We start from the raw sequence: 21,163 nt of genomic DNA, 5'->3' as shown, positions 1-21,163 counted from the left end.
AATCATAATTAAAAAACTTGCTGAAATCATATTATTAATTAAACACATTATAAAGTAATGGCACAAAATAAAAAGAATTATAATTCTAATAATCAGAATTATAATAACAATAATAACCAACAAAAAGTTAAACATTCAGGTGCGAAGTCTACTACTTATATGCCTGTTTCAGGACCAAATAAAGGTGTTGAACAGCATTTAACAACTGGTTGGAGATTGTCTAAGGGAGAATTGATTGCAATTAAATGTGTAACAACTACTAAATCAAATCTTTCAGAAAAAGGTTGGTTTGGTTCTGTAGCATGCACTTTTACTAACACTAAAACGGGTGTTCAATCTTTCCACTGGGGTACAATGCAGAAAAATGGCGGTAAAGTTGTAATTGACAGCATGGCTTTTGTCATTAACCCACGTGCAAAAAACGGAGGTTACGCAGGTACATTTATTCGCTCGAACTAATGTTTAAGGTCATATTAAAATTCCTCCCTCTTATACTCCATGAGGGGGTGGATTTACTCAAAGAGTATTTAGAAAAAAGAAAACAATTAAAACAAAATAAGTAATGAAAAATTTGAAAGGAATTGTTTCGATAATCGGTATTATCGTTAAATATGGTGCTGTTGTAACAGCTATTTTAAAAGGTATTCAGGTAGTTTCTGACGAATTAGGCAAACTTGATTTCGGAAAAGATGAACCGCAAACACCTGCTAAACCTTTAATTACAGAAGAAAATGAGTAATTATTTAGGCAGAAAAGAATTAACTCGAGGTATTCGAAATAATAATCCGGGTAACTTGGTTTTGACCAATATTGCTTGGCAGGGTAAAATTCCAAATGCTCAAAATACCGATAAACATTTTGAACAGTTTACAGAAGTGAAATTTGGTATTCGTGCCATGTTAAGAGATTTGACAAATGACATTGATAAAGGAAAGAATACAGTAAGAAAGCTTATAACTGAATATGCACCGCCATTTGAAAATGATACGCAAAAGTACATTGAAGTTATTTCAAAAGCTGTAGGCTTAGACCCTGACCAAACAATCAAAATTGTAGATGCAAAGTTTTACTTAGTCATTGCAAGGGCAATTATTAAACATGAATGCTCGCCTGATCATAATTTAATTTACGATTCGGACATTCAGGATGCTATTGATATTATGGGAGATTACAATCTTGCAACCGTTACGGTAACGGCTAAAAAGAAATTCAAATTCAATTATTTGATTATTCCTGTACTGCTTTTTTTTTATACTGTTTACAGCGTTACAGTCTAAACAAACGCCCAAAAAGATAAAAATTATTAATTCAAAATTTAAACAAGATGTTAGATAAAATCAAACTTTTTTACGCAAACAATAAAACTATTGCAAATGTTGTATTAGTTGCTGTAGCAGGACTTTTAGCTTATAAATTATTTAAGAAAAAATAATTATGGCTCAAAGAGAGATAGTTAATAGAACAAAGAGCCAAGCCAATACTGTTTGGCTCTTTGATTTTCTGCAAAAATACTGGCTTTTATGCGTTGGTATAATTGTTTGTTATCCATTATTAAAAAAATGGTATGCTAAATTCACACAAGATGCTGAGGAAAAAGCTTTGGAAGATGCAGAAAAAGATTTAAAAATTGCGGTTTCTAATCCAATGACAAAAGAAATTGAATTGAACAAAATTACACCTCGTAAAGAAGTTCATGACATAGCAGAATCTTTGGCAGTATGGTTGGGAACAAATAAGCAAACGAAAGATTCACCTTGGTACACTTGGATAACTGAGCCGTTTTCTAATTTCGAAAATGAAAAGGAAACAATTAACGAGTTATTGAAAGTAAAACAAGTTACAACTGTTCCTTTAGTAATTGGCTGTTATTATGTTATTACAAGACGTGATTTAAAGGCTGATTTAAAAAAATATTTATCAACCTCGGAATTAAAAAAAGTTCCGTTATTTAATTAATCAGATATGAACTTTATTCAATATATAGATGATACTTATGCAGTTAAAGTCAAAGAACTTGAAGCATTTGAGGGATATTCTGTAAGAGGCATTCAAACGCCATTTTTTATATTATCAGTATTTATTGATAATAAACGTGTTCAGGGTGTAGACTTTATAAATTACGATAGTTTGCCTATGCTTTCGGTGATCAATGATTTAGGGAATGTCGATTTAAATGTAATTCCAGAAAATTATTTTGCTACTGCATTTACGGAAATTTATTTAAGCGTTCCTTATTCAAATGGTTCAAGTAGTGTCGAAATTTCAAACTTTAGTGATTTTCAAAAAAAGCCATTAAGATACCTTAAAGAATATAAATTACCTCAATTTCGTTTAGATGGTCGTTTTACTGCGGGTTCAGGTTATCAGGTAGATACAAGGGTTTACTCATTTATGAGATTGGGAACAATTCAGGGAGATAATAAATTTTACACTCTAGGAATTGACACTTATAGAAACTCGACTCATTTGGATAGCGTGGACTTTCAGGGAGAAAGTCCAAATTATATTAGAAATGGCTATGATTTAGTTAGTTCTTTTCCTGTTCAGAATAATGGTGGTATTGTTCAGTTTGGCGATTATTACATAAAAATGACTACTACAAAAACGTCATATCCTTATGGCTTGGCAGTTTGGATTTTTACAGATATTCGAACTAATGAATTTTGGGTATTAGTCAATTATATAGAAGTTGGCACAAGTATCATAAAAAAGGGTGAATTTGATATGTCAACCTTTGTTTGTGTGAGCGGTGGTTTTAAGATTAAAAACCTGCTCCATGAAGTAGAGATTCAAATTAGTAATATTTATGGCTAATACTACTCCAACGCCTTACAGCTGTACAATCTTTAATAAAGATAAATCTATACGACCGATAAAAATCGAGTTTTGTAAATCAATCTTTTATCTGCATAATTGGTGTAAAAATGTTGGATTTGATTATCACTACATTAATATTTACAATCGAAAAACTGGTAATTATATTTCTCGACAATATTGTAATGACTATATAATAGATAAGCCTTTGTATTAATTTACAAAGGCTTATTTTTTAATGTACGTCTAAAATTTCACAAATTTCATCTAGTTTTTCCTCTGTTAGATGTTTTCCAATTCCTTCGCGGATTGTGGTTTTTGCATCTTCCATGCAATCTTTAAAAATTTCTTGTTGTTCTGGACTGAGAGTTTTAATTAGTGCATTAATTTTAAATCCTATCACCAGAATTGGGATATTAATATCAAAGACATCTTGGTTAGTCATAGTTTTTTATTTTTAATTATTTACTTTTTGATACCATATCAATTACTTCTGTATGTGTGTGCTTTACAGTTATTTTTTCACCATTAATAAATATGATTACTGCTGTTAAAGGGTCACCCGAACCTTTAATAAACAGAATTTCATCTGCGTTAATAGTGATTGTTTTCGAAGTTGATTGTTCAAGTACATTTACTAAATTCATTTGTTAAATAGTTTAAGTGTTAGAATTGTACTAATGTAAGAAAAAAATGTAAAGTCCTGATTTTTTAAAAGGTATAATTATTTATTCTTTTATAGCAATTGACAAAGTGAAATTAAAATTATTGGCACTATATTTGAAAATCTTTAGTAATTATAAACTCACAAAATAAAACCACATGAAAAAAATTACTTTATTACTTTTTATATTACTTGCAGTACCAGTTTTTGCACAAGATGCAGATATGAAAGTTTATCTTGAAAAAACAGATACAGCAACAATTGAGCAGTACGAATTAATAAAAAAAGTTAATTCATTTTATCCTGATATTATGCTTAGTAAGCAGGTTAAGAATAAATATAAAAACAATTTTAAAACAAATGAGTTTCTTTCTGCTGATGTAGTCTATGAAAATGTTTCTAAGTTTAAATTGTACAATGTAACTATCTTAGATAATAGATGTTTATCATATACATTTTTAACTCCCGACGATGTTTTGACGTTTGGTGAAATTAGGACTTTCGATGGTAATACTGTTAGAACACTTTACAAACTTGATAAAGGCAAATCGCTAATGCAATACTTTATAAATGGCAAATTAATTAATGAAGTTAAAGGGTAAAATCTTTTTAATTTGATATTTCAACTATTTTTTATAAATTTCTTTAAAATTTATAAATTATGAAATTAACTAGTGAAACAGTTGCACAAGTAGTAGATTATTATCAAAAATTAGTACCTAAAGAATATGAGGTAACTTCAGACATAAGATGGAATATAAAAGATGCTAATAAAGTTGATGGCTATTTTGAAGATATAAATAGTAATGGTAGTACAATTGTTAACTCATATTTTATATACTTTAGAAAAGTAGATGAAATACTATCCTTAGAAATGGGTATTGAAAAGTTTAATCTTCCCGAACTCGAAAAAGTTCTACATCAAATCTAATAAATGAACCCCAATAAAACGGGGTTTTTTTATGTCCATATTTTTTTTATACCTTTAGATTTCTACAAAATAGGGTTAAATAAGGCTGTTCATAAAGTTGTTAACATCTTCTTGGACATACTGCAAATCATACTATAAATTATAGTTCAAAATAGATATAACTAAAAAGGACCAGGATGTCGCTTTTTCAAAGCTTTGCGCTTTTGTTCTATACAAGACTTATCCAGATTACTCACATTAATTTCTTTTCTGTTTTCTACTTATCGTATTCTTTGTGAACAGTGGTTGTTGAGTTTATACAATTGAAGAATTGAATCTTCAAATATTCCATAAACCTTGAATTTTGAATTTTTAGAATATTCTTTTGCTAATTCATCAGTTATCGATATTCGGTTAAAAAAAGAATTATTTTCATTACAAGCGATTTTCCTCAAATGTCATAACATTTTATCCAATTAAAAAATAAGCTTACTTAATATTAATACAGTTTCGTGAGAATCGTTTCTTTGGGAACTAAATCGTCGCCGCTTCTTTTATTGAATTGTAGCGATTGATCGTTTGCAAAAAGAACTGCGCTTACAGAACCATTTTTAGCTTTAATACTAATTTGGGCTTTTTCGCCAAATCCGTTTACATAGCCAGTAACTTCCATAATTCCCGTAACAAATTTTTCATTGCTGCTTGTAATTTCGGCGGTTCCAAAAATTTTACTGTTAGATTGTGCTATGTTTAATTTCAAAACATATTCCTTGCTGCAATCTTTACAATTTTCAGTACTCCAGGTTCCTGTAAAGCGGTTTGTTTGTGAATGTGCTGAAAAAGAAACTAATATTAGTAAAAGAATAAATTTTTTCATTTTGATTCCAATTTTTATTAAATATATTATGGTTCAAATATAAACCAAAAAAGCATTCGCTATAGCGAATGCTTTTCTTTTGAATATAAAATTGTACTACTTGATTTTTTTTAAATAAACAGATTTTCCGTTAAGCGCAACATTTATTTCACTATTTTTTTCTGAAAAAGTGGTTCTCAAAGCATTTCCTTTAAAAATAGAAACATCTCCATAAACCTTTCCAGTTTCATCTGAAACATATTCGAACAATAATTTCTTGTTACCTGGTTCAATACCAATTTTATAACTTGAAAATTTAGACGTGTCCAGATTAAATTCCTGTTGCGTGTCGATAATTTTTCCGTCAGCGTAGAAATTAGTAACTGATTTGTTTAAAGTAATGTCCGGATAATACTGGTTTACTTTTTGAAGAAGTGCATATTGCTCAGGGCTTGCATCTTCTATTTTTGATGTAATTGTCTGTGCAAATGAAATTGTTGTAAAAATAAAGGCTAATAGTAAGGTGAATTTTTTCATAAATTTTTAAATTTTAGGATTAATATTGAAATCAGTTTTTGAAATTCAATCAAGCTTCAATTAAACGTCATTTTTATATAAAAAGGCGTTTAATTATATAACAAGGTAGTAAATATTTACCTTTGCAGGAAATGAAATGCAATTTTTTAAGAAAATGACAACAAAAAAATATATTAAGCTTATACTTATTTTAGGTTCTCTAACAGCACTTGGTCCTTTTTCAATCGATATGTATTTGCCTGGATTCTCTGGTATAGCAAAAGATTTGCATACGACGGTTGCAAAAGTCTCTATGAGTTTATCGAGTTATTTTATCGGAATTTCAGCAGGACAATTGCTTTATGGACCATTATTAGATCGTTTTGGACGAAAAAAACCTTTGTTCGTTGGTCTTTTAGTTTATATTTTGGCTTCTTTAGGTTGTGTTTACGTTGCTGATATTGATTCGTTTATCCTTCTGAGATTTGTTCAGGCTATTGGTAGTTGCGCTGCAACTGTAGCATCTGTGGCAATGGTTAGGGATTTGTTTCCGGTAAAAGATATTCCGAAAGTTTTCTCTTTATTAATGTTGGTTCTGGGGCTTTCGCCAATGTTGGCGCCAACAATTGGTGGTTATGTTACAGAGGATTACGGCTGGCATACTGTGTTTTTTATTTTGATGTGTATGGGAATTGCAATTTTAATTGCTGCTATGGTTGGATTGCCAAATACTTATAAACCGGACACTTCGATTTCCTTAAAACCAAAACCAATTATTGCTAACTTTTTGAAGGTGCTTAAAGAACCACAGTTTTTTACTTACGCTTTTACGGGTTCTATCGCTTTTTCTGGCTTGTTTACATACGTAGCGGCCTCCCCTATAATTTTTATGGACATTTATCATGTAGACGCTAAAACTTATGGATGGATTTTTGCTTTTATGTCAGTGAGTTTTATTGGTTCCAGTCAGTTGAATTCGGTTTTATTGAAGAAATTTTCAAGTGAACAGATGATTTTCGGAGCGCTTATTACACAATCTGTAATTGCTATTGTTTTTCTAATACTTTCCCTGAACAATCTGTTAGGATTGTATGAAATTATTGCAATGCTTTTTTTATTTTTAGGATGTTTTGGGATTTCAAATCCAAATACTGCCGGACTTACGATGGCTCCATTTGCTAAGAATGCCGGAAGTGCTTCAGCTTTAATGGGTGCAATTCAATTAGGCCTGGGAGCTTTGGCCTCATTTGCTGTTGGTATATTTGTAAAAGATTCTGTAGCGCCAATGGTTCTTATTATGACCACAACTACAATTATAGCTTTTATTGTTTTAAATATAGGAAAACGTTTTATTAAAGAAAAAGTTGAAGCTTCTGCAGATGATGATGTTTTGATTGGGCACTAGAAGAAATAAAATTCCATTTTTTTTAAATTGCTTCACTTGTTTGCTATCACCCGGCTCTAAATTCCAATGATAACGAACTGAAATAAAAAAGCCAGAATTTATTAAAATTCTGGCTTTTTTATATTTAATTAAATACTCTATCTATTTGGAATTTGGAATTTCAAAATAATTGGAATTTTATTTCATTTTAAGATCTCTTATCTGGTCTGATAATCATTCTCAATGATTGATCTCTTGCAAAATAAGCAACCATCCAATTCCAGAACGTATTTAATCTGTTTCTATAAGTAATTAGTGATATCAAGTGGATAAACAGCCAGATAACCCAGGCAAAAAATCCTTTAAAATGCCATTTTGGACTTGGTAAATCAACAACGGCTTTATTTTTTCCAATGATTGCCATAGAACCTTTATCATTATAAGCAAAAGGTTTTAATGGTTTGTTTTGCGCTAATGCTTTAAAGTTTTTTGCTAAATTTAATCCTTGCTGAATTGCAACCTGAGCAACTTGTGGGTGTCCGTCCGGAAAATTTTTATCTCCTGCAGTTATAGCTGTATCACCAATTGCATAGATATTGATAAGACCATCTACTTTATTGTATTGATCTGTTGCCATACGTCGTCCGCGACCATAACTTTCTTTTGGAATCCCTTCGAATATTTTGGCAGAAACTCCCGCGGCCCAAATTAGATTTTTTGTTTTGATGGTTTCTCCATTTTCAAAATGAACTGTATCATCAATATAATCTGTAACACGGGTGTGAAGTTTAACTACAACTCCTAATTTTGTAAGTGCCTCTAAAGTATCTTTTTGAGAAGCTTTGCTCATTGGTGCGAGAAGTGCGTCTCCCCCATCGACCAAATACACATTACTGGCTGATGTTTCTAATTCAGGATATTCTTTAAGGAGAATGTTTTTTCGCATTTCGGCAAACATTCCTGAAACCTCTACTCCTGTTGGTCCTCCTCCGGCAACAACAATCGTTAATAATTTACGGCGTTTACGGATATCTTTGGTGATAGCTGCTTTTTCAAGATTTTTAAGCAGTGTATTACGCATTTCGATGGCATCATTTAAGGTTTTCATCGGAATGGCGTTTTTCATTACGTTTTCCATACCAAAATAACTTGTTTCAGCACCTGTAGCAAAAACGAGATGATCGTACGTTAATTCGCCGTTATTGAGGATTATTTTATTTTCGGCAGGAACCACAGAAAGTAATTCGCCTAGACGAAATTGCAGGTTTTTTTTGCCTGCAAAGAATTTTCTAAAAGGATAACTGATACTAGACGGCTCTAAAAAAGCCGTAGCAACCTGATATATAAGCGGAGGGAAAAAATTATAATTATTTTTGTCTACAAGTGTTACTTGTATTTGAGGATGGTTTACAAGCTCTTTTGCAAGATTTATTCCTGCAAAACCACCTCCTATAATGACTATCTTCATATATGTTGTCTTTTAAGTAGGATTCATTAAAAAAATACCACCTAAATGTACAACATAAATTTACAATTTCAAATGCCTGAAATATTACTTTTTGAATTTTTTAACAGGTTTTTCGGTTACTTCAACTTTATTTTGAAGAACATAATTGGCCATTAGTTTTTCAATTAATTCATCTTTAGTAAGATGATGAAAAACAGTTTTTACCTTCGTTTTCAAATCATCAGAAATATCATGATTTGGTTTTGTTTTAAAGATTTGTTTCGCCCATAAAAGCGTATTATTCTCTTCTAAACTTACTACTGAAGGCTTCTGGAATTGTGTAAACTTAATTCCTAATTCTTTTTCGAATTCGGGAATTTCTACTACTTCTTCTTGTTGTAAAACGGTTAAAGAAAGTCCCTTTGCTCCTGCTCTTGCTGTTCTTCCGCTACGGTGAACGTAGTTTTCATAAGTATCCGGTAAATGATAATTGACTACATAAGAGATTTCTTTTACATCGATTCCTCTTGCAGCTAAGTCAGTTGCAACCAGAATATTGATATGTCCTTCACGAAATTGTTCCATGATTCTGTCACGAATTCCCTGAGATAAACTTCCATGAAGCGCTCCAGAAGAAAAACGATTTATGGCAAGGTTTTTTGCTAATTTATTTACTGCAGCTTTAGTTTTACAGAAGATGATTCCGCGTTCACCGTCTTTTGAATTTAAAAAATGCATTAAAACATCTAATTTTTCAATTGGGTCAACAACAATATATTCGTGATCTATTCCTTGGTTACCAACAGTTTCCATATTAGCGCTAACCTGAACTACATTTTTATCTAAGTAATTCTGGATTAGTTGTTTAATTGTTCCCGGTAAAGTAGCTGAGAATAATAAAGTTCTATGTTTTTTAGGAAGTTCAGCAACGATTTCGTCCAGGCTTTCTTTTAGGATAGAAACCATTTCATCGGCTTCATCAAGAACTAAAAACTTTGTTTGTTTTAAGTCAATAGCTTTGCGCTGAATCAAATCGATTAAACGTCCCGGAGTTGCTACAACAATATGTGTGGGTTGCGATAATCGTTCAATTTGTGGTTTTATTGGGATTCCGCCACAAGTTGCAGCTATAGAAATATTTGGAATATGTTTTCCAAAATCTTCTAAATTTCTGAATATTTGTTGTCCCAGTTCTCTCGTTGGTACTAAAATTATAGCCTGAACAATTGGCGATTCGGTATCAATCAATTGTAGTAATGGTAATCCAAAAGCGGCTGTTTTACCTGTTCCGGTTTTGGCTAGACCTACAACATCATGGCTTTCAGATAAAAGCAACGGAATTGTTTTTTGTTGAATTTCTGTTGGTTCAACAATGTTCAATTCGCTTAACGCTTTTAAAATTGGTGCTGAAATTCCTAATGCTGAGAATTGTTTAGACATCTTTATTTTTTGTTTATTTTGTTTTTATTTGTTTCAAGTTTCAGGTTGCTTTAAAAACTTAAAAATAAGTTTTTGGTAATTTGCCAAAGGAGAAATCGCAATAGAATGAATTACTCTAAAATGCGATTTCTCCTTTTAAGATTATGATTTTGTTTAGATTCCAATAAACTTGAAACTTGAAACCTGAAACTAAAAAACCTCAGAAAAATAAACTTGAAACAAGCTTTTTCTATTCATCCGGTTCGTTCATGATTTTTTCACGGTATTTTTTACCAATTAATAAAACCATTTTCAGTTTGTAATCGTCAACTAACCATTCACGGTAGTTTTTACTACATTGGCTCAAACATTTAGAATAGCGTTTGATACGGCAATCGATATCGTCATCTAGTTCTTTTCCTAATGATTTTGCTTCCTGCAGGGTTTCAGTATTGTCTACACACATTGCTGCGTGTTGCTCTAATGATTTGTCTAATACTACTTTAGAACGTAAGTTTTGTTTGATGATTAGTTTATGTTCTTCATCAACATCAAAAGTAACATCAGCAGTTTTTGGGAATTTCGCACGTAATTCCGGTGGCATACTGTATTTAAAATACAATTCGATTTCAGTATCATCACGTAAATTCTCCAAATAAAATTCAGGGGATTTAAAGATATGCTGCCAGTTAACAGGCTCACTCCATAAACCAAAACGTGCCGCATTATTACCTAAATCGATCACTGTAAACTCATCTTTACCAGGTAATTTACGAGATCCACGACCAATCATCTGATAGTATAAAGTTAGCGATTTTGTCGCTCTGTTTAAAATGATAGTTTCAACTGTTGGTTCATCAAAACCTGTAGTTAAGATTCCAACAGAAGTTAAAATAGCATCCGGTGTCTTTTTGAACCACGCCAGGATATCTTTACGTTCCTCAGAACTGCTTGTATTATCAAGGTGTCTGATGTCGTAACCGGCTTCTCTAAACGTTTCGTACACATATAATGAAGTATGAATACCGTTGTTGAAAATCAGGGTTTTTTTGCCTAAAGAGCGTTCTGTATATGCATGCAAAAGTTTTTCCTGCATGATGGTATTCGTATACAAATCATCTGACGATTTTACGGTGTAATCTCCGTTAATACCTACTTTTAGTGATGTTAATCCCACATCATAACTATAGGTTGTTGCTTTTGCCAGGAAACCTTTGTCGATCAATGAGCTAATAGTGTCTCCCACAATAAGCTCATCGTAACTCTGGTGCATTGGTAATTTTATATTCGAACTCAAAGGTGTTGCTGTTACTCCAAGAATAAAAGCATTTTTGAATGAGTTTAATAATTTTCTGAATGAATTGTAATGCGCCTCATCAATAATAACCAAACCAATGTTATCAAGATGTAATTTTTCATCATTGATACGGTTTTTTAAAGTCTCAACCATGGCAACAAAACACGAAAATTCGTTTTGGTCAGGCAATTCCTTTACTTTACTATTGATTATCTTATTAGAAACACCAAACCCTTTTAACATTTTTGAGGTTTGTTTGCAAAGTTCAATACGGTGCGTTAAAACCACTACCTTTTTATCATTATTCGCTAAATAACGACGCACGATTTCAGAAAAAATAACTGTTTTTCCACCACCTGTAGGTAATTGATATAATAAATGATGTTTCGAAGGAGCATTGTCTAAACGTTCAAAAATGGCATCGATATCGCCTTTTTGGTATGCATAAAGTTCTTTTTTCTCTTCTCTTTCTATTTCTAAAGTGTTTTGAGACATTGTTTATTTTTGGATTTTTGCAAAAATACACCGAAAAAACAGTTATTCATCTTATTTTAACGTAAAATAAATGTTTTTTTTAAATAAGATTTTTTATGAGAAAAGTCTTTATAAGTCGATTTTCTCTAAAATGGCCTCAAAATCATACTTGTTTTTCCATTTTTGTTGAAGAGTTTCTTGTTGTATCGAAAAAATCCTGTCTTTGAAATCGGTTAAAATTCCGTTAGAAATTACAAAATTTACTGCCTGCTCAAATGAATTCAACATGCTTTTGTAGAATAATTCCTGCTTAATAAAATTGTTTGATGAATAAGTCTGTGCTATTTCAATATTGTAAAGCATTATATCTGCAATTACAAAAGGATCTACTCCTAATACTATAAAATGTTTGATATATTTCTGAGCCACAGAGCGTCGCATTTTTGCTTTTGGACGCCATTTTGCATTGGGCTTTTTTATTGGGAAATATTCATGTGATATTTTAACTTTACATTCCTGGAGAAGTTTGTCCTCTTTTGGGTTAAATGCAAAATCATAATAGACTTTTACCGGACTAAATTTTTCGTACAACTCGATAATTTGCTCTTCGAGTTGCTCTTTGCTCAATTCGGTCAGATATTTTTTTAGATCGCGTTTACTCATTATCAAAGTTTAAGATTACAAAAGTAAATTACTTTCTTGATTCATACCGCATAAACCAACCATATTACTTAATTTTGCCTGATTAAATTTAAAAAAACATACAGATGCTCAAGATTTTCAAAGTTACCGCAATTTTAGAAGGAATTTCTTATTTAGTATTATTCGCTAATATGCTCGTTATCAAAAACAATAATCCGGAACTTTATCATACTTTATTACGTCCTTTAGGAATGGCGCATGGTGTTTTATTTATTGGTTATGTTTTGTTGGCATTTTTGCTTAGAAAACCTCAAAATTGGGATCTAAAAACTTTCGGAATCATACAAATTGCTTCTCTTGTTCCTTTTGGAACTTTTTATATCGAGAAAAAATATTTAGAAAGTAATGCATAAGTTTTTGGATAAGATATTTAATTTTTTATACCCTCTTTTTAGAGATTGGGGAATGAGCCGCAATTTTGCGTCTTATATTAGCCTCATTCTTAATATTGTCGTCCTGGTGGCATTGGCTTTTGCTATTTATTATATCGCAAAATTTGTTTTGGTTACTTTGACTGCTGTATTTGCGCAAAAAACCAAAACAAAGTTTGACGATTATTTAATTCACAATAAAACTACAAAATACACAGCGTATTTAATTCCGTTTTTCTTTATCTATAAAGCCGTTCCAATTATTTTGGACAAGTATGAGTACTGGGAGTCTGTTTTTGGAAAAATAGTTGGTGTATATATCGTTTTGATTTCATTATGGATCATCAGAACGATTTTTAATGCTTTACGGGATTATTTAAAGCAAAAGCCGGAATATAGCGACAAACCAATTGATAGCTTTATTCAGGTTATTATGATTGTTCTTTGGATTTTTGGTGTTGCACTTATTATTTCAACTTTATTCGGAATCAAACAAGGTGAATTACTAACTATTTTAGGAACGCTTTCAGCAATTATTATCTTGATTTTCAGGGATACCATTTTAGGTTTTGTTTCGAGTGTTCAGGTTGCGATTAACGATATGGTTCGTATTGGTGACTGGATTACAATGGATAAATTTGGTGCTGATGGTGATGTGATCGAAATTAATCTGACAACTGTAAAGGTTCGAAATTTTGACAATACAATTACCACGATTCCTACCTATGCTTTAAGTTCTGACTCGTTCCAGAACTGGCGCGGAATGCAAAAATCTGACGGAAGACGTATTAAAAGACATATTCTGATAAAAAGCAGCAGTATTCGTTTTTTGAATAATGATGATCTTAATCACATGAAACGTGTTCAGCTTATTAGTTCATATATTGAAACGCGACAGGCTGAAATTGAAAAATACAATGATTTGCGTGAGGTCGATAAATCGCTGTCGCTTAATGGTCGAAATATGACAAATCTTGGTTTGTTTAGAAAATATATTATTCAATATTTGATAACGCATCCAGGACTGAACAAAGATATGCATATGATGTGTCGTCAGCTGCAATCTACAGCACACGGAGTTCCGTTAGAGATTTATGCTTTTTCGAGTGACAAACGCTGGGCTAATTACGAATATATCCAAGCCGATATTTTTGATCATGTTATGGCTTCTGTCATTTATTTTGATCTGGAAATATTCGAATTGCCATCGACAATAGGACCGCTTAGTTAGTTTTAAGTTTTCAGTCGCAGTTTTCAGTCTCACGCAGTCTAACTGAAAACTGCGACTCAAAACTATTTACTTTTTCACCTCTTCAAAAATAAACTTTGAATTATGGTATTCTATGGGGGTTCCGGGCATAAAACACGGAAGATTGAAATAAGTTGTAATGATACCGTTTCCTAAGACTAGTTTTTTATCTTTCTTTAGTAACGCTAATGGAATCCTTTTCCAGCTTCCGCCATTTGAAATATAATGAAAGTCCCCTCTTAACGTGTCTCCTTTTATATCTCCCCTAACATCGCCGGAATCTTTTCCTTGCTGATAATAAGATCTTTCATAACTTCCGTAAAAGCGTTTGTCATTTATATTTATTTTTAAAATGGCTGTGTCTTTTCCGTTTACGGCGTGATATACAATATGCTTGTATTGACTTTTTTCGTCTTTAGAATTACATGAAAAAACAAGCATAAAAACGAGAAAAAGGGGAAATAAAAGTTTTATATTCATTAGAGTTTTTTTTTAAAACCATGTAAGTGATATAAGAAAATTAAAGCTTCATTTTTAATGAACTTATATCACTTATAGGATAGAAATTTATAATCGGTCTTTTACGAATTCTATTTGTGTCTTTCCGTGGGCTTTTGGTTTTCCGTTTTCATCTAAATTAACCATTGTGGTCTGGTCAATTGTAATGATAATTTCACGTGTCATCATGTTTCTAACGGCACAAGTCAAAACCAAAGAAGTGTTGCCAAATTTCACGACGTCAATTCCAATTTCAACAATATCCCCTTGTCTGGCTGAGCTCTTAAAATTGATTTCTGACATGTATTTTGTCACGACTCTTGTGTTCTCTAGTTGTATTATGGTATATAACGCCAGTTCTTCGTCAATCCAGGCTAATAATTTCCCGCCAAATAAAGTTCCGTTTGGATTTAAATCTTCGGGTTTGACCCATTTTCTGGTATGAAATCTCATAATTTTAATTTAGGTAAAAGAATTTTGTATTGGAATTTTTTCTAAATTTAAAGAAAAAACATGGAAGATAGAGACGCTTTTTTAAGAGAATTCAGAGGAGAGACTTTAGGAACTGTAAGTGCTCAATCTTCGCTAGATGAATTGTTTCAAAATCAAACGATTAGACCAATTCTAAAACTTCAGAATGATTTGTTTATTGCGGTTTTTATCAATTACGTAAATAAAAACAAAGCTGATTTCTATTCGTATACTGTCGAAAAGAAATTGCAAACGATCGAAAATTCTATTCAGAAAGATATTAAATTCAGAAATTCTCTAAAAGGAATTATCATGGCGCTTTTTACCATTGAAGAATACGATATTTACATTCAGAACTCATCAAGTTTAAACAAAAGAATGATGAATTTATTGGTTGATCGCTTAAAAAGTCAGGTACAGTTGTTTGAATTAGAAACTAATTAAATATATTAAATGTCGATTAGAACCTTTTGGATAATCTTAATTAAAATTTTAGGATTAATTTTAATTTCCGGAACTTTAATAATTGTTCCTCAATCATTTTCTTCATTTTATTTTGCTATTCAAAGAGTAGATTTATCTGATAAAATCGTATATAGTCTTATAATTCTTGTTTTGTTTTTTATTTATTTTTTAATAATCAAACTTTGCATCTACAAAACAAACTGGATTATTGATACATTAAAACTTGATAGAGGTTTTGAAACAGGAAATATTGAACTGAATTTTGACTCAACTAAAATAATTTCAATTGCTGTAATTGTTATTGGAGGCTTATTATTTATTGAGAATATTCCAGTTTTATTACAAGAAGTTATGGTTTTCTTTCAGAACAAAAATCTATTCAAAGATTACCCAAAATCAGGCTGGATTGCTTTTTCTTTTTGTAAAACTATAATTGGTTATTTATTGATGACAAACAGTTTTAGAATTGCAAAATTGATTGAAAAACAAAATAAAGATTAAGGATCAATGTTCAGCCAATTCCGTAATAAATTCCCTTTAACCGATGAAAATGGATTGAATACACTAATTATTTCAGTCGCATTGAAGTTGCCTCAAAAACAATTCTTCTGGAAGAGGGAGAAATTTCGAAAAAACTTTTTATAATCGAAAAGGGTTGTATCAGGGTTTGTTTAATATTAATGGGAAAGACCTAACAACTCAATTCTTTTTTGAAAATCAAAGTGTTGCTTCTATCGAAAGTTTTGTGAAATTAGATAATCTGCTTTTAAATAAAAAGAGTTGTTTTAGAAGAAAGTTTTTTGGGAAGTTGGAATCAAATTTAAATTAAGATTTTTTATTTAATTAATGCTTGTAACAAAAAAGAATAACCTGAGTCTTACTCTAAAAACTTACCAATGAACCTGAAAAATATTTTACTTGCTCTTTTTGTCACAACATTTATACCCTCTGGATTTTCCCAAACTGTAAACAAAGTTCCTGATAGCCTTCTTACTAAAAATGTGTTTTTTTATAAAAATGGAAATTTTGAAGGTAAAGGCTGGGATCTAATTAAAAAAGAAGTAACTAATTCACATATTGTATTTGTAGGCGAACAGCATGGTGTCGCAGAAGTTCCTGTTTTCTCTGGAAAAATTGCAGATATATTACAACCTAAAGCTTTAGTTGTTGAAATCGATCCTTATACTGCAGCCCAATTAGAAAAAACAGCTAAAAATCTGGCAGGCTACTCTGATTATTTTAAACGTAAACCGTATGATTTTGCTTTCTACAGTTGGCAAGAAGAAATGAATCTAATTCACAAAATGACACTTTCGAAGATCGCTATATGGGGTGTCAATGAAATTAATTTTTTATCCATGCCTACTTTTTTTGAAACACTTGCGGCGACTGCGAAACAAGCTTCTAATAAAAAAATTGCATTAAAAAAGGCCAATGAATTTGCTAAAAATGATTTCCCACTTTTTGGTGATTCCAATAAATACAGTGATTTTATGGCTTATCGTATGAAAGTATCCGAAGTAGATTCATTGCTGTATGATTTTAGAAATGAAAGTCAGGTCAGTCAAAAAATGTTAAGAGATCTTAAGACAAGTATTCCAATTTTTGCGAATGAAAGTTACGAAGCACGAGTAAGTCTTATGAAGAAAAATTTACTTAATTATTTGTATCCTTATATTACGGCAGATGAAATTAAAATTCCAAAACTGCTTTTTAAACTCGGAGGAAATCACGCCTCCCGAGGAAGTTTTGAAGTCAGTAATCTTGCTGATAATTTAGCTGATGCTGCCGGTAAAAAATCATTGCATATTATTGTTATAGGCAAACAAGGCACTATTAACGGAATGTCTCCAGTGGATAACAGTAAGGCAATAGTGGCTTATAATGGTCTCGAAGAATTCAAAGAATTTTTGCCTTTTTTCGAAAAAGTTGGTGAGAATGAATGGGTTGTTTATGATTTAAGACCTATAAGACGTCTTGTAAAGCAGGATAAACTAAAAATTGACAATCCTAAATTAAAAACATATGTATTGGGATATGATTTGCTGGTACTTATTGATAAAGCTACAGGAGATAAATTTGTACAATAATCAAATAACTATATATGTTTGATCAATTCCGAAATAAATTCCCTATCGATGATGAACGCTGGAGCTCCTACATTAAATGTTTTAATCGTATTGAAATTCCGACTAAGACTGTACTTTTAGAAGAAGGCGAAATTTCGAAAAAACTTTTTATAATCGAAAAGGGCTGTATCCGGGTTTGGTTTAATAATAATGGAAAAGACCTAACAACTCAATTTTTTTTTGAAAATCAAAGTGTTGCTTCTATCGAAAGTTTTATGAAAAAGTTCCCGAGTCCGGTTGTGATTGAAACGATAGAACCTTCGATTATTTGGTGGATTCATAAAGATGATCTCGATAAAATATTAGAAGAAATTAAAGAAATTCCGGAATTAAGAGACCGTTTAATTAATATGCTTTTTGAGCGTACATTTGATTACATGAAACATTTTGTTTCGTTTATAAAGGACTCTCCTATTCAGCGTTATCTTAATTTAATTAAAGAAAGACCTCAGGTTATTCAGCGTGTTCCGCAACATTACATTGCATCTTATCTTGGTATAAGCACGGTTCATTTAAGCAGGATCAAAAGTAAATTAGTTCACAATAAATAGTTCTGATTGTATTTGATAACAAATGTTATCGTTGGCCGGTAAACAGCAGTCTAAATTTGCATTATAAAATTTAATAATTATGAAAGCAGCAGTAGTTTATAAAAAAGGCGAGTTACCAAAATATACAGAATTTGCAGCACCAACTGTGCAAAACGAAAACCAGGTTTTACTTTCGGTTAAGGCCGTTGCCATTACTAATCTTGATAAAGGAAAAGCAAGTGGAAAACATTATTCTTCTGAAAACGATAATCAAAATGGTTTTGTAGTTGGCAGTGATGCCGTTGGTTTACTAGAAAATGGCACTAGAGTTTATGCTCGTGGAATTACGGGTACAATTGCCGAAAAAGCGATTATTGATAAAAATATACTTGTCCCGTTACCTGAAGGAATTAGTGATGCAATCGCTGCTTCTTTGCCTAATGCAGTGGCAGGCTCAGCGATGGCGCTTAAATTTAAGGCCGGTATAAAATCAGGAGAGACTGTTTTAATAAATGGCGCGACAGGTTTTACCGGGCAAATGGCAATTCAGCTTGCAAAACATTACGGAGCAAAAAAGGTAATTGTTACCGGAAGAAACGAAAAAACACTTAAAAGTCTTTTTGCTTTAGGCGCTGATGAAGTTATTTCTCTAAAACAAGAGGATGAAACAATTATCGAACAGCTTAAAAAAATTCACCTAAACACTCCTATTGATATTGTTTTGGATTATTTATGGGGACATCCTGCAGAATTAATTCTTACGGCTTTAAAAGGAAACGGATCGTTTACGACCAAAGTAAGATATGTTACTATTGGAGGAATGGCGGGTGATACTATTCAGTTATCATCAGGAATTTTAAGAAGTGTGGATTTGCAATTATCAGGTTCCGGATTAGGAAGCTGGGCAAAAGAAGATGTAAAATTATTATTCTCAGAAATACTTCCTGAAATGTTTCTTTTAGCTGCTCAAAATAAGCTGAAAGTGAATATTGAAACTGTTCCTTTGATTGCTGTTGAAGAAGCCTGGACCAGAGAGGTTTCTGATGGTAAACGACTGGTGGTCATTGTTTAGAATATTGAGCTCTGATAAAACGGATTGCTAAAAGCAAAAATGCAGATAAAAACGATTTTTTTTTAGACTTTAGAAGACATAAAATATAAAGAAAAAAGGTTTGATGAGAAATAATTCTCGTCAAACCTTTTTTTATAAAATGTTGTTAGAGTTTACTCTTGAGACAACATCAATTCTTTAATGTATTTTACCGGAGCACTTCCAAAGCTTAAAAATTTCTCATGGAATTTTTTCAAATTGAATTTATCTCCTTCTTGTTTTTTAAGTTCTTCTCTTAAGTTGTAAATTTCTGTATATCCTGTAAAATAAGAACACAATTGAACCTGAGATAAAGTTACACGTTTCCATTTTCCATCAGCTTCTGCTTGTTGCTGAAAAGCCTCTTTCGTCAACAAATCCAAAGCTGCTTCTTTAGACATGTTTTTAGTGTGAACGCTAATGTCTAAGATTGTATTGCAGGTTGCTCTTAAATTCCATTTATAATACATTAACCACATTTCATCAGAATTTTTATAACCGCTTTCCAGCATCATTTTTTCTGCATAAACGGCCCATCCTTCAACCATTGCACCATTTCCTAAAATAGATTTGATGATACTCGGCGACTGATTACTGTAAACCAATTGTGTGTAATGTCCCGGAACGGCTTCGTGAATATTTAAAATCTGCAGAATATAATCATTGTATTCTCTTAAATAACTTTCTGTGTTTTCAGCTGTCCAGCCAGTCATGCTGCCTACATTATAATATGTATTTGCATTTTTGTCATAAGGTCCGGGCGCAGAAATAGATGCTCCTGCAACTCCGGCCATATATGCCGGTTCTTTACGAACCACTAATGGTTTTGAAGGATCAATGTATAATAAATCTTTTGCTTTTACATAAGCTGTTAATTCCGGAATTTGTTTCTCGATTTCAGACTGAAATTTTTCAGGAGTTGTGTGCTGTAACGAGATTTTATCAATAACTTGTTTGATTAATTCGAGTTTGTTTGTTGGTTTAGCTTCATTTCCTTTGTATTTTGTCCAAAGTTTATCAGCCAGAACAAACATTTTATCGTGCAAATCTTTTTTGTGATCATTTGCAACTTTAAAAATCTCATCAGCCGTATAGCTTGACTGAATATCAAAATTAAATTTCTTAGCATATAATGCAGCTCCTAATCTAAAAGAACGCGGGGTTTTGTTTGGAGTTGTTTTTAACCAATCAGCATAATCTGTAATTGCTTTTTTAGCCACTTTTGCTTTATCCAGGATCTCCTTTTTCTCAACAGCACTTAATTTACTTTGTTGTAAAGCAGCCGTTAAATCAGCATCAAAAACCGATGAGCCACCAAGATTTTGCGCTATTGCAAGATCTGTATGTTCGATAGTTGGATTTTTAATGTTCTTTTTTGCCGCTTCATAATAAGCAGGAACATTATTCAATTTAGCATTAAAGGCACGCAAACGAACATCAAGAGAATCGTACTTTCCGTTTAGAATCTCTGCAAAAGCTCCGCAAACATTATATTCAGAAGGATTCCACTCTGATGATCTTAATTCTTTTACGCTAAAAATAGTACCTTCAAGTTGATTTTTAATCATTTGAAAATCAGTCTTATTATTGTCAGACAAATTTTCAGGATTAAATTGTTTTAAGGAATCCAATTGAGCATTGGCAAAATCAAGTTGTCTCTTTTCATCATTCGCATCCGGAACAACTAAAATGCTGTCTAGTTTGTGATAGCCAACACCTGACGCCCAACCTGGATTAATTTTCCATAAATCAGTAACAAAGCCATCTTTGTACTTATCGAATTTTGCGTCTAAAGCTTTATCTTCGTTAGACTTAGTACTTTTATTGCAAGAAAAAAGTAAGGTAATTGCAAAAAATGAAACAAATAGTTTTTTCAT

General features: G+C 31.8%; 26 protein-coding genes. 15 read left to right on the top strand and 11 right to left on the bottom strand.

The window, feature by feature from the left end:
* The first annotated feature begins 57 nt into the window (after positions 1 to 57).
* The 5 genes from NJT12_RS05420 to NJT12_RS05400 all read left to right on the top strand — a co-directional run bounded on the left by NJT12_RS05420 (position 58) and on the right by NJT12_RS05400 (position 2,814).
* Positions 58 to 459, top strand: coding sequence for a hypothetical protein (locus NJT12_RS05420; RefSeq protein ID WP_065450149.1), 402 nt, complete (start codon positions 58 to 60; stop codon positions 457 to 459).
* Between the two features lie 103 nt (positions 460 to 562).
* Positions 563 to 739 (top strand): hypothetical protein, encoded by a 177-nt coding sequence (locus NJT12_RS05415; RefSeq protein ID WP_166638404.1) that lies wholly within the window; start codon positions 563 to 565, stop codon positions 737 to 739.
* On the top strand, positions 732 to 1,277 hold the full coding sequence (locus NJT12_RS05410; protein ID WP_065450150.1) for a hypothetical protein: 546 nt from the start codon (positions 732 to 734) through the stop codon (positions 1,275 to 1,277). Before NJT12_RS05415 ends, NJT12_RS05410 begins: the two co-directional genes overlap by 8 nt.
* A gap of 157 nt (positions 1,278 to 1,434) precedes the next feature.
* A complete protein-coding gene (locus NJT12_RS05405; protein ID WP_253784424.1) occupies positions 1,435 to 1,956 on the top strand; it encodes a hypothetical protein in 522 nt (173 codons plus the stop codon).
* 6 nt (positions 1,957 to 1,962) lie between these two features.
* Positions 1,963 to 2,814 (top strand): hypothetical protein, encoded by an 852-nt coding sequence (locus NJT12_RS05400; RefSeq protein WP_271334881.1) that lies wholly within the window; start codon positions 1,963 to 1,965, stop codon positions 2,812 to 2,814.
* 235 nt (positions 2,815 to 3,049) lie between these two features.
* On the opposite strand, the gene NJT12_RS05395 is transcribed toward NJT12_RS05400, so the two are convergent.
* Positions 3,050 to 3,259 carry a hypothetical protein gene (locus NJT12_RS05395; RefSeq protein ID WP_271334880.1) on the bottom strand — a complete coding sequence of 70 codons (210 nt, stop codon included), beginning with the start codon at positions 3,257 to 3,259 and terminating at the stop codon, positions 3,050 to 3,052.
* A 16-nt stretch (positions 3,260 to 3,275) separates the two neighbouring features.
* Positions 3,276 to 3,461 (bottom strand): flagellar FlbD family protein, encoded by a 186-nt coding sequence (locus tag NJT12_RS05390; RefSeq protein ID WP_271334879.1) that lies wholly within the window; start codon positions 3,459 to 3,461, stop codon positions 3,276 to 3,278.
* Positions 3,462 to 3,636: 175 nt separating this feature from the next.
* Here NJT12_RS05390 and NJT12_RS05385 point away from each other — a divergent pair, with 175 nt between their 5' ends.
* Both NJT12_RS05385 and NJT12_RS05380 read left to right on the top strand, forming a co-directional pair.
* Positions 3,637 to 4,080 carry a hypothetical protein gene (locus tag NJT12_RS05385; RefSeq protein ID WP_271334878.1) on the top strand — a complete coding sequence of 148 codons (444 nt, stop codon included), beginning with the start codon at positions 3,637 to 3,639 and terminating at the stop codon, positions 4,078 to 4,080.
* 59 nt (positions 4,081 to 4,139) lie between these two features.
* Positions 4,140 to 4,409, top strand: a complete 270-nt coding sequence (locus NJT12_RS05380; RefSeq protein WP_271334877.1) for a hypothetical protein — start codon at positions 4,140 to 4,142, stop codon at positions 4,407 to 4,409.
* A gap of 478 nt (positions 4,410 to 4,887) precedes the next feature.
* Here the strand turns inward: NJT12_RS05380 and NJT12_RS05375 are convergent, their stop codons facing one another.
* The gene (locus tag NJT12_RS05375; RefSeq protein ID WP_271334876.1) at positions 4,888 to 5,265 is read right to left on the bottom strand and encodes a hypothetical protein; all 378 of its coding nucleotides are present in this window, start codon (positions 5,263 to 5,265) and stop codon (positions 4,888 to 4,890) included.
* 96 nt (positions 5,266 to 5,361) lie between these two features.
* Positions 5,362 to 5,781 carry a hypothetical protein gene (locus tag NJT12_RS05370; RefSeq protein WP_271334875.1) on the bottom strand — a complete coding sequence of 140 codons (420 nt, stop codon included), beginning with the start codon at positions 5,779 to 5,781 and terminating at the stop codon, positions 5,362 to 5,364.
* A gap of 154 nt (positions 5,782 to 5,935) precedes the next feature.
* Here NJT12_RS05370 and NJT12_RS05365 point away from each other — a divergent pair, with 154 nt between their 5' ends.
* Complete coding sequence (locus tag NJT12_RS05365) at positions 5,936 to 7,165, top strand: multidrug effflux MFS transporter (RefSeq protein WP_271334874.1); 1,230 nt, start codon at positions 5,936 to 5,938, stop codon at positions 7,163 to 7,165.
* Between the two features lie 187 nt (positions 7,166 to 7,352).
* Here NJT12_RS05365 and NJT12_RS05360 read toward each other — a convergent pair whose 3' ends face one another.
* The 4 genes from NJT12_RS05360 to NJT12_RS05345 form a co-directional block, all read right to left on the bottom strand.
* Positions 7,353 to 8,612: an NAD(P)/FAD-dependent oxidoreductase gene (locus NJT12_RS05360; RefSeq protein ID WP_271334873.1), complete on the bottom strand. Its 1,260-nt coding sequence runs from the start codon at positions 8,610 to 8,612 to the stop codon at positions 7,353 to 7,355.
* An 84-nt stretch (positions 8,613 to 8,696) separates the two neighbouring features.
* Positions 8,697 to 10,031, bottom strand: a complete 1,335-nt coding sequence (locus NJT12_RS05355; protein WP_271334872.1) for a DEAD/DEAH box helicase — start codon at positions 10,029 to 10,031, stop codon at positions 8,697 to 8,699.
* A 229-nt stretch (positions 10,032 to 10,260) separates the two neighbouring features.
* The gene (locus NJT12_RS05350) at positions 10,261 to 11,802 is read right to left on the bottom strand and encodes a DEAD/DEAH box helicase (RefSeq protein ID WP_271334871.1); all 1,542 of its coding nucleotides are present in this window, start codon (positions 11,800 to 11,802) and stop codon (positions 10,261 to 10,263) included.
* Between the two features lie 108 nt (positions 11,803 to 11,910).
* Positions 11,911 to 12,444: a DUF6155 family protein gene (locus NJT12_RS05345; RefSeq protein ID WP_271334870.1), complete on the bottom strand. Its 534-nt coding sequence runs from the start codon at positions 12,442 to 12,444 to the stop codon at positions 11,911 to 11,913.
* Between the two features lie 104 nt (positions 12,445 to 12,548).
* On the opposite strand from NJT12_RS05345, the gene NJT12_RS05340 reads away from it, so the two are divergent.
* Positions 12,549 to 12,836 carry a DUF3817 domain-containing protein gene (locus tag NJT12_RS05340; RefSeq protein ID WP_271334869.1) on the top strand — a complete coding sequence of 96 codons (288 nt, stop codon included), beginning with the start codon at positions 12,549 to 12,551 and terminating at the stop codon, positions 12,834 to 12,836.
* Positions 12,829 to 14,085 carry a mechanosensitive ion channel family protein gene (locus NJT12_RS05335; RefSeq protein ID WP_271334868.1) on the top strand — a complete coding sequence of 419 codons (1,257 nt, stop codon included), beginning with the start codon at positions 12,829 to 12,831 and terminating at the stop codon, positions 14,083 to 14,085. Before NJT12_RS05340 ends, NJT12_RS05335 begins: the two co-directional genes overlap by 8 nt.
* A gap of 66 nt (positions 14,086 to 14,151) precedes the next feature.
* On the opposite strand, the gene NJT12_RS05330 is transcribed toward NJT12_RS05335, so the two are convergent.
* Together NJT12_RS05330 and NJT12_RS05325 are read right to left on the bottom strand one after the other, a co-directional pair.
* Positions 14,152 to 14,583: a hypothetical protein gene (locus NJT12_RS05330; RefSeq protein WP_271334867.1), complete on the bottom strand. Its 432-nt coding sequence runs from the start codon at positions 14,581 to 14,583 to the stop codon at positions 14,152 to 14,154.
* Between the two features lie 87 nt (positions 14,584 to 14,670).
* On the bottom strand, positions 14,671 to 15,054 hold the full coding sequence (locus NJT12_RS05325; RefSeq protein WP_041516175.1) for an acyl-CoA thioesterase: 384 nt from the start codon (positions 15,052 to 15,054) through the stop codon (positions 14,671 to 14,673).
* Positions 15,055 to 15,114: 60 nt separating this feature from the next.
* Between NJT12_RS05325 and NJT12_RS05320 the strand changes: the two genes are divergently transcribed.
* The 5 genes from NJT12_RS05320 to NJT12_RS05300 all read left to right on the top strand — a co-directional run bounded on the left by NJT12_RS05320 (position 15,115) and on the right by NJT12_RS05300 (position 19,268).
* A complete protein-coding gene (locus NJT12_RS05320; protein WP_271334866.1) occupies positions 15,115 to 15,516 on the top strand; it encodes a glyoxalase in 402 nt (133 codons plus the stop codon).
* A 9-nt stretch (positions 15,517 to 15,525) separates the two neighbouring features.
* Entirely contained in the window at positions 15,526 to 16,038 is a 513-nt protein-coding gene (locus tag NJT12_RS05315) for a hypothetical protein (protein ID WP_271334865.1), read from the top strand.
* A gap of 395 nt (positions 16,039 to 16,433) precedes the next feature.
* The gene (locus NJT12_RS05310) at positions 16,434 to 17,627 is read left to right on the top strand and encodes a hypothetical protein (protein ID WP_271334864.1); all 1,194 of its coding nucleotides are present in this window, start codon (positions 16,434 to 16,436) and stop codon (positions 17,625 to 17,627) included.
* Between the two features lie 14 nt (positions 17,628 to 17,641).
* Positions 17,642 to 18,217 carry a Crp/Fnr family transcriptional regulator gene (locus tag NJT12_RS05305; RefSeq protein WP_271334863.1) on the top strand — a complete coding sequence of 192 codons (576 nt, stop codon included), beginning with the start codon at positions 17,642 to 17,644 and terminating at the stop codon, positions 18,215 to 18,217.
* 79 nt (positions 18,218 to 18,296) lie between these two features.
* Positions 18,297 to 19,268, top strand: coding sequence for a quinone oxidoreductase family protein (locus NJT12_RS05300; RefSeq protein ID WP_271334862.1), 972 nt, complete (start codon positions 18,297 to 18,299; stop codon positions 19,266 to 19,268).
* A gap of 152 nt (positions 19,269 to 19,420) precedes the next feature.
* On the opposite strand, the gene NJT12_RS05295 is transcribed toward NJT12_RS05300, so the two are convergent.
* Positions 19,421 to 21,163, bottom strand: a complete 1,743-nt coding sequence (locus NJT12_RS05295; protein ID WP_271334861.1) for a DUF885 domain-containing protein — start codon at positions 21,161 to 21,163, stop codon at positions 19,421 to 19,423.

Source organism: Flavobacterium azizsancarii, from assembly GCF_027980145.1.
In the GTDB taxonomy this organism is placed as follows: Bacteria; Bacteroidota; Bacteroidia; order Flavobacteriales; family Flavobacteriaceae; genus Flavobacterium; species Flavobacterium azizsancarii.
Note: the sequence above shows the minus strand (reverse complement) of the source record. Positions and strands in the feature narration are given on the sequence as shown.

What these genes read in the sequence shown, in the direction of transcription:
- NJT12_RS05350 (WP_271334871.1), bottom strand. Translation starts at nt 11,802, where the DNA reads ATGTCTCAAAACACTTTAGAAATAGAAAGAGAAGAGAAAAAAGAACTT.
- NJT12_RS05300 (WP_271334862.1), top strand. Translation starts at nt 18,297, where the DNA reads ATGAAAGCAGCAGTAGTTTATAAAAAAGGCGAGTTACCAAAATATACA.
- NJT12_RS05295 (WP_271334861.1), bottom strand. Translation starts at nt 21,163, where the DNA reads ATGAAAAAACTATTTGTTTCATTTTTTGCAATTACCTTACTTTTTTCT.
- NJT12_RS05345 (WP_271334870.1), bottom strand. Translation starts at nt 12,444, where the DNA reads ATGAGTAAACGCGATCTAAAAAAATATCTGACCGAATTGAGCAAAGAG.
- NJT12_RS05325 (WP_041516175.1), bottom strand. Translation starts at nt 15,054, where the DNA reads ATGAGATTTCATACCAGAAAATGGGTCAAACCCGAAGATTTAAATCCA.
- NJT12_RS05305 (WP_271334863.1), top strand. Translation starts at nt 17,642, where the DNA reads ATGTTTGATCAATTCCGAAATAAATTCCCTATCGATGATGAACGCTGG.
- NJT12_RS05415 (WP_166638404.1), top strand. Translation starts at nt 563, where the DNA reads ATGAAAAATTTGAAAGGAATTGTTTCGATAATCGGTATTATCGTTAAA.
- NJT12_RS05385 (WP_271334878.1), top strand. Translation starts at nt 3,637, where the DNA reads ATGAAAAAAATTACTTTATTACTTTTTATATTACTTGCAGTACCAGTT.
- NJT12_RS05410 (WP_065450150.1), top strand. Translation starts at nt 732, where the DNA reads ATGAGTAATTATTTAGGCAGAAAAGAATTAACTCGAGGTATTCGAAAT.
- NJT12_RS05395 (WP_271334880.1), bottom strand. Translation starts at nt 3,259, where the DNA reads ATGACTAACCAAGATGTCTTTGATATTAATATCCCAATTCTGGTGATA.
- NJT12_RS05405 (WP_253784424.1), top strand. Translation starts at nt 1,435, where the DNA reads ATGGCTCAAAGAGAGATAGTTAATAGAACAAAGAGCCAAGCCAATACT.
- NJT12_RS05370 (WP_271334875.1), bottom strand. Translation starts at nt 5,781, where the DNA reads ATGAAAAAATTCACCTTACTATTAGCCTTTATTTTTACAACAATTTCA.
- NJT12_RS05400 (WP_271334881.1), top strand. Translation starts at nt 1,963, where the DNA reads ATGAACTTTATTCAATATATAGATGATACTTATGCAGTTAAAGTCAAA.
- NJT12_RS05375 (WP_271334876.1), bottom strand. Translation starts at nt 5,265, where the DNA reads ATGAAAAAATTTATTCTTTTACTAATATTAGTTTCTTTTTCAGCACAT.
- NJT12_RS05330 (WP_271334867.1), bottom strand. Translation starts at nt 14,583, where the DNA reads ATGAATATAAAACTTTTATTTCCCCTTTTTCTCGTTTTTATGCTTGTT.
- NJT12_RS05390 (WP_271334879.1), bottom strand. Translation starts at nt 3,461, where the DNA reads ATGAATTTAGTAAATGTACTTGAACAATCAACTTCGAAAACAATCACT.
- NJT12_RS05315 (WP_271334865.1), top strand. Translation starts at nt 15,526, where the DNA reads ATGTCGATTAGAACCTTTTGGATAATCTTAATTAAAATTTTAGGATTA.
- NJT12_RS05365 (WP_271334874.1), top strand. Translation starts at nt 5,936, where the DNA reads ATGACAACAAAAAAATATATTAAGCTTATACTTATTTTAGGTTCTCTA.
- NJT12_RS05335 (WP_271334868.1), top strand. Translation starts at nt 12,829, where the DNA reads ATGCATAAGTTTTTGGATAAGATATTTAATTTTTTATACCCTCTTTTT.
- NJT12_RS05380 (WP_271334877.1), top strand. Translation starts at nt 4,140, where the DNA reads ATGAAATTAACTAGTGAAACAGTTGCACAAGTAGTAGATTATTATCAA.
- NJT12_RS05310 (WP_271334864.1), top strand. Translation starts at nt 16,434, where the DNA reads ATGAACCTGAAAAATATTTTACTTGCTCTTTTTGTCACAACATTTATA.
- NJT12_RS05360 (WP_271334873.1), bottom strand. Translation starts at nt 8,612, where the DNA reads ATGAAGATAGTCATTATAGGAGGTGGTTTTGCAGGAATAAATCTTGCA.
- NJT12_RS05320 (WP_271334866.1), top strand. Translation starts at nt 15,115, where the DNA reads ATGGAAGATAGAGACGCTTTTTTAAGAGAATTCAGAGGAGAGACTTTA.
- NJT12_RS05340 (WP_271334869.1), top strand. Translation starts at nt 12,549, where the DNA reads ATGCTCAAGATTTTCAAAGTTACCGCAATTTTAGAAGGAATTTCTTAT.
- NJT12_RS05420 (WP_065450149.1), top strand. Translation starts at nt 58, where the DNA reads ATGGCACAAAATAAAAAGAATTATAATTCTAATAATCAGAATTATAAT.
- NJT12_RS05355 (WP_271334872.1), bottom strand. Translation starts at nt 10,031, where the DNA reads ATGTCTAAACAATTCTCAGCATTAGGAATTTCAGCACCAATTTTAAAA.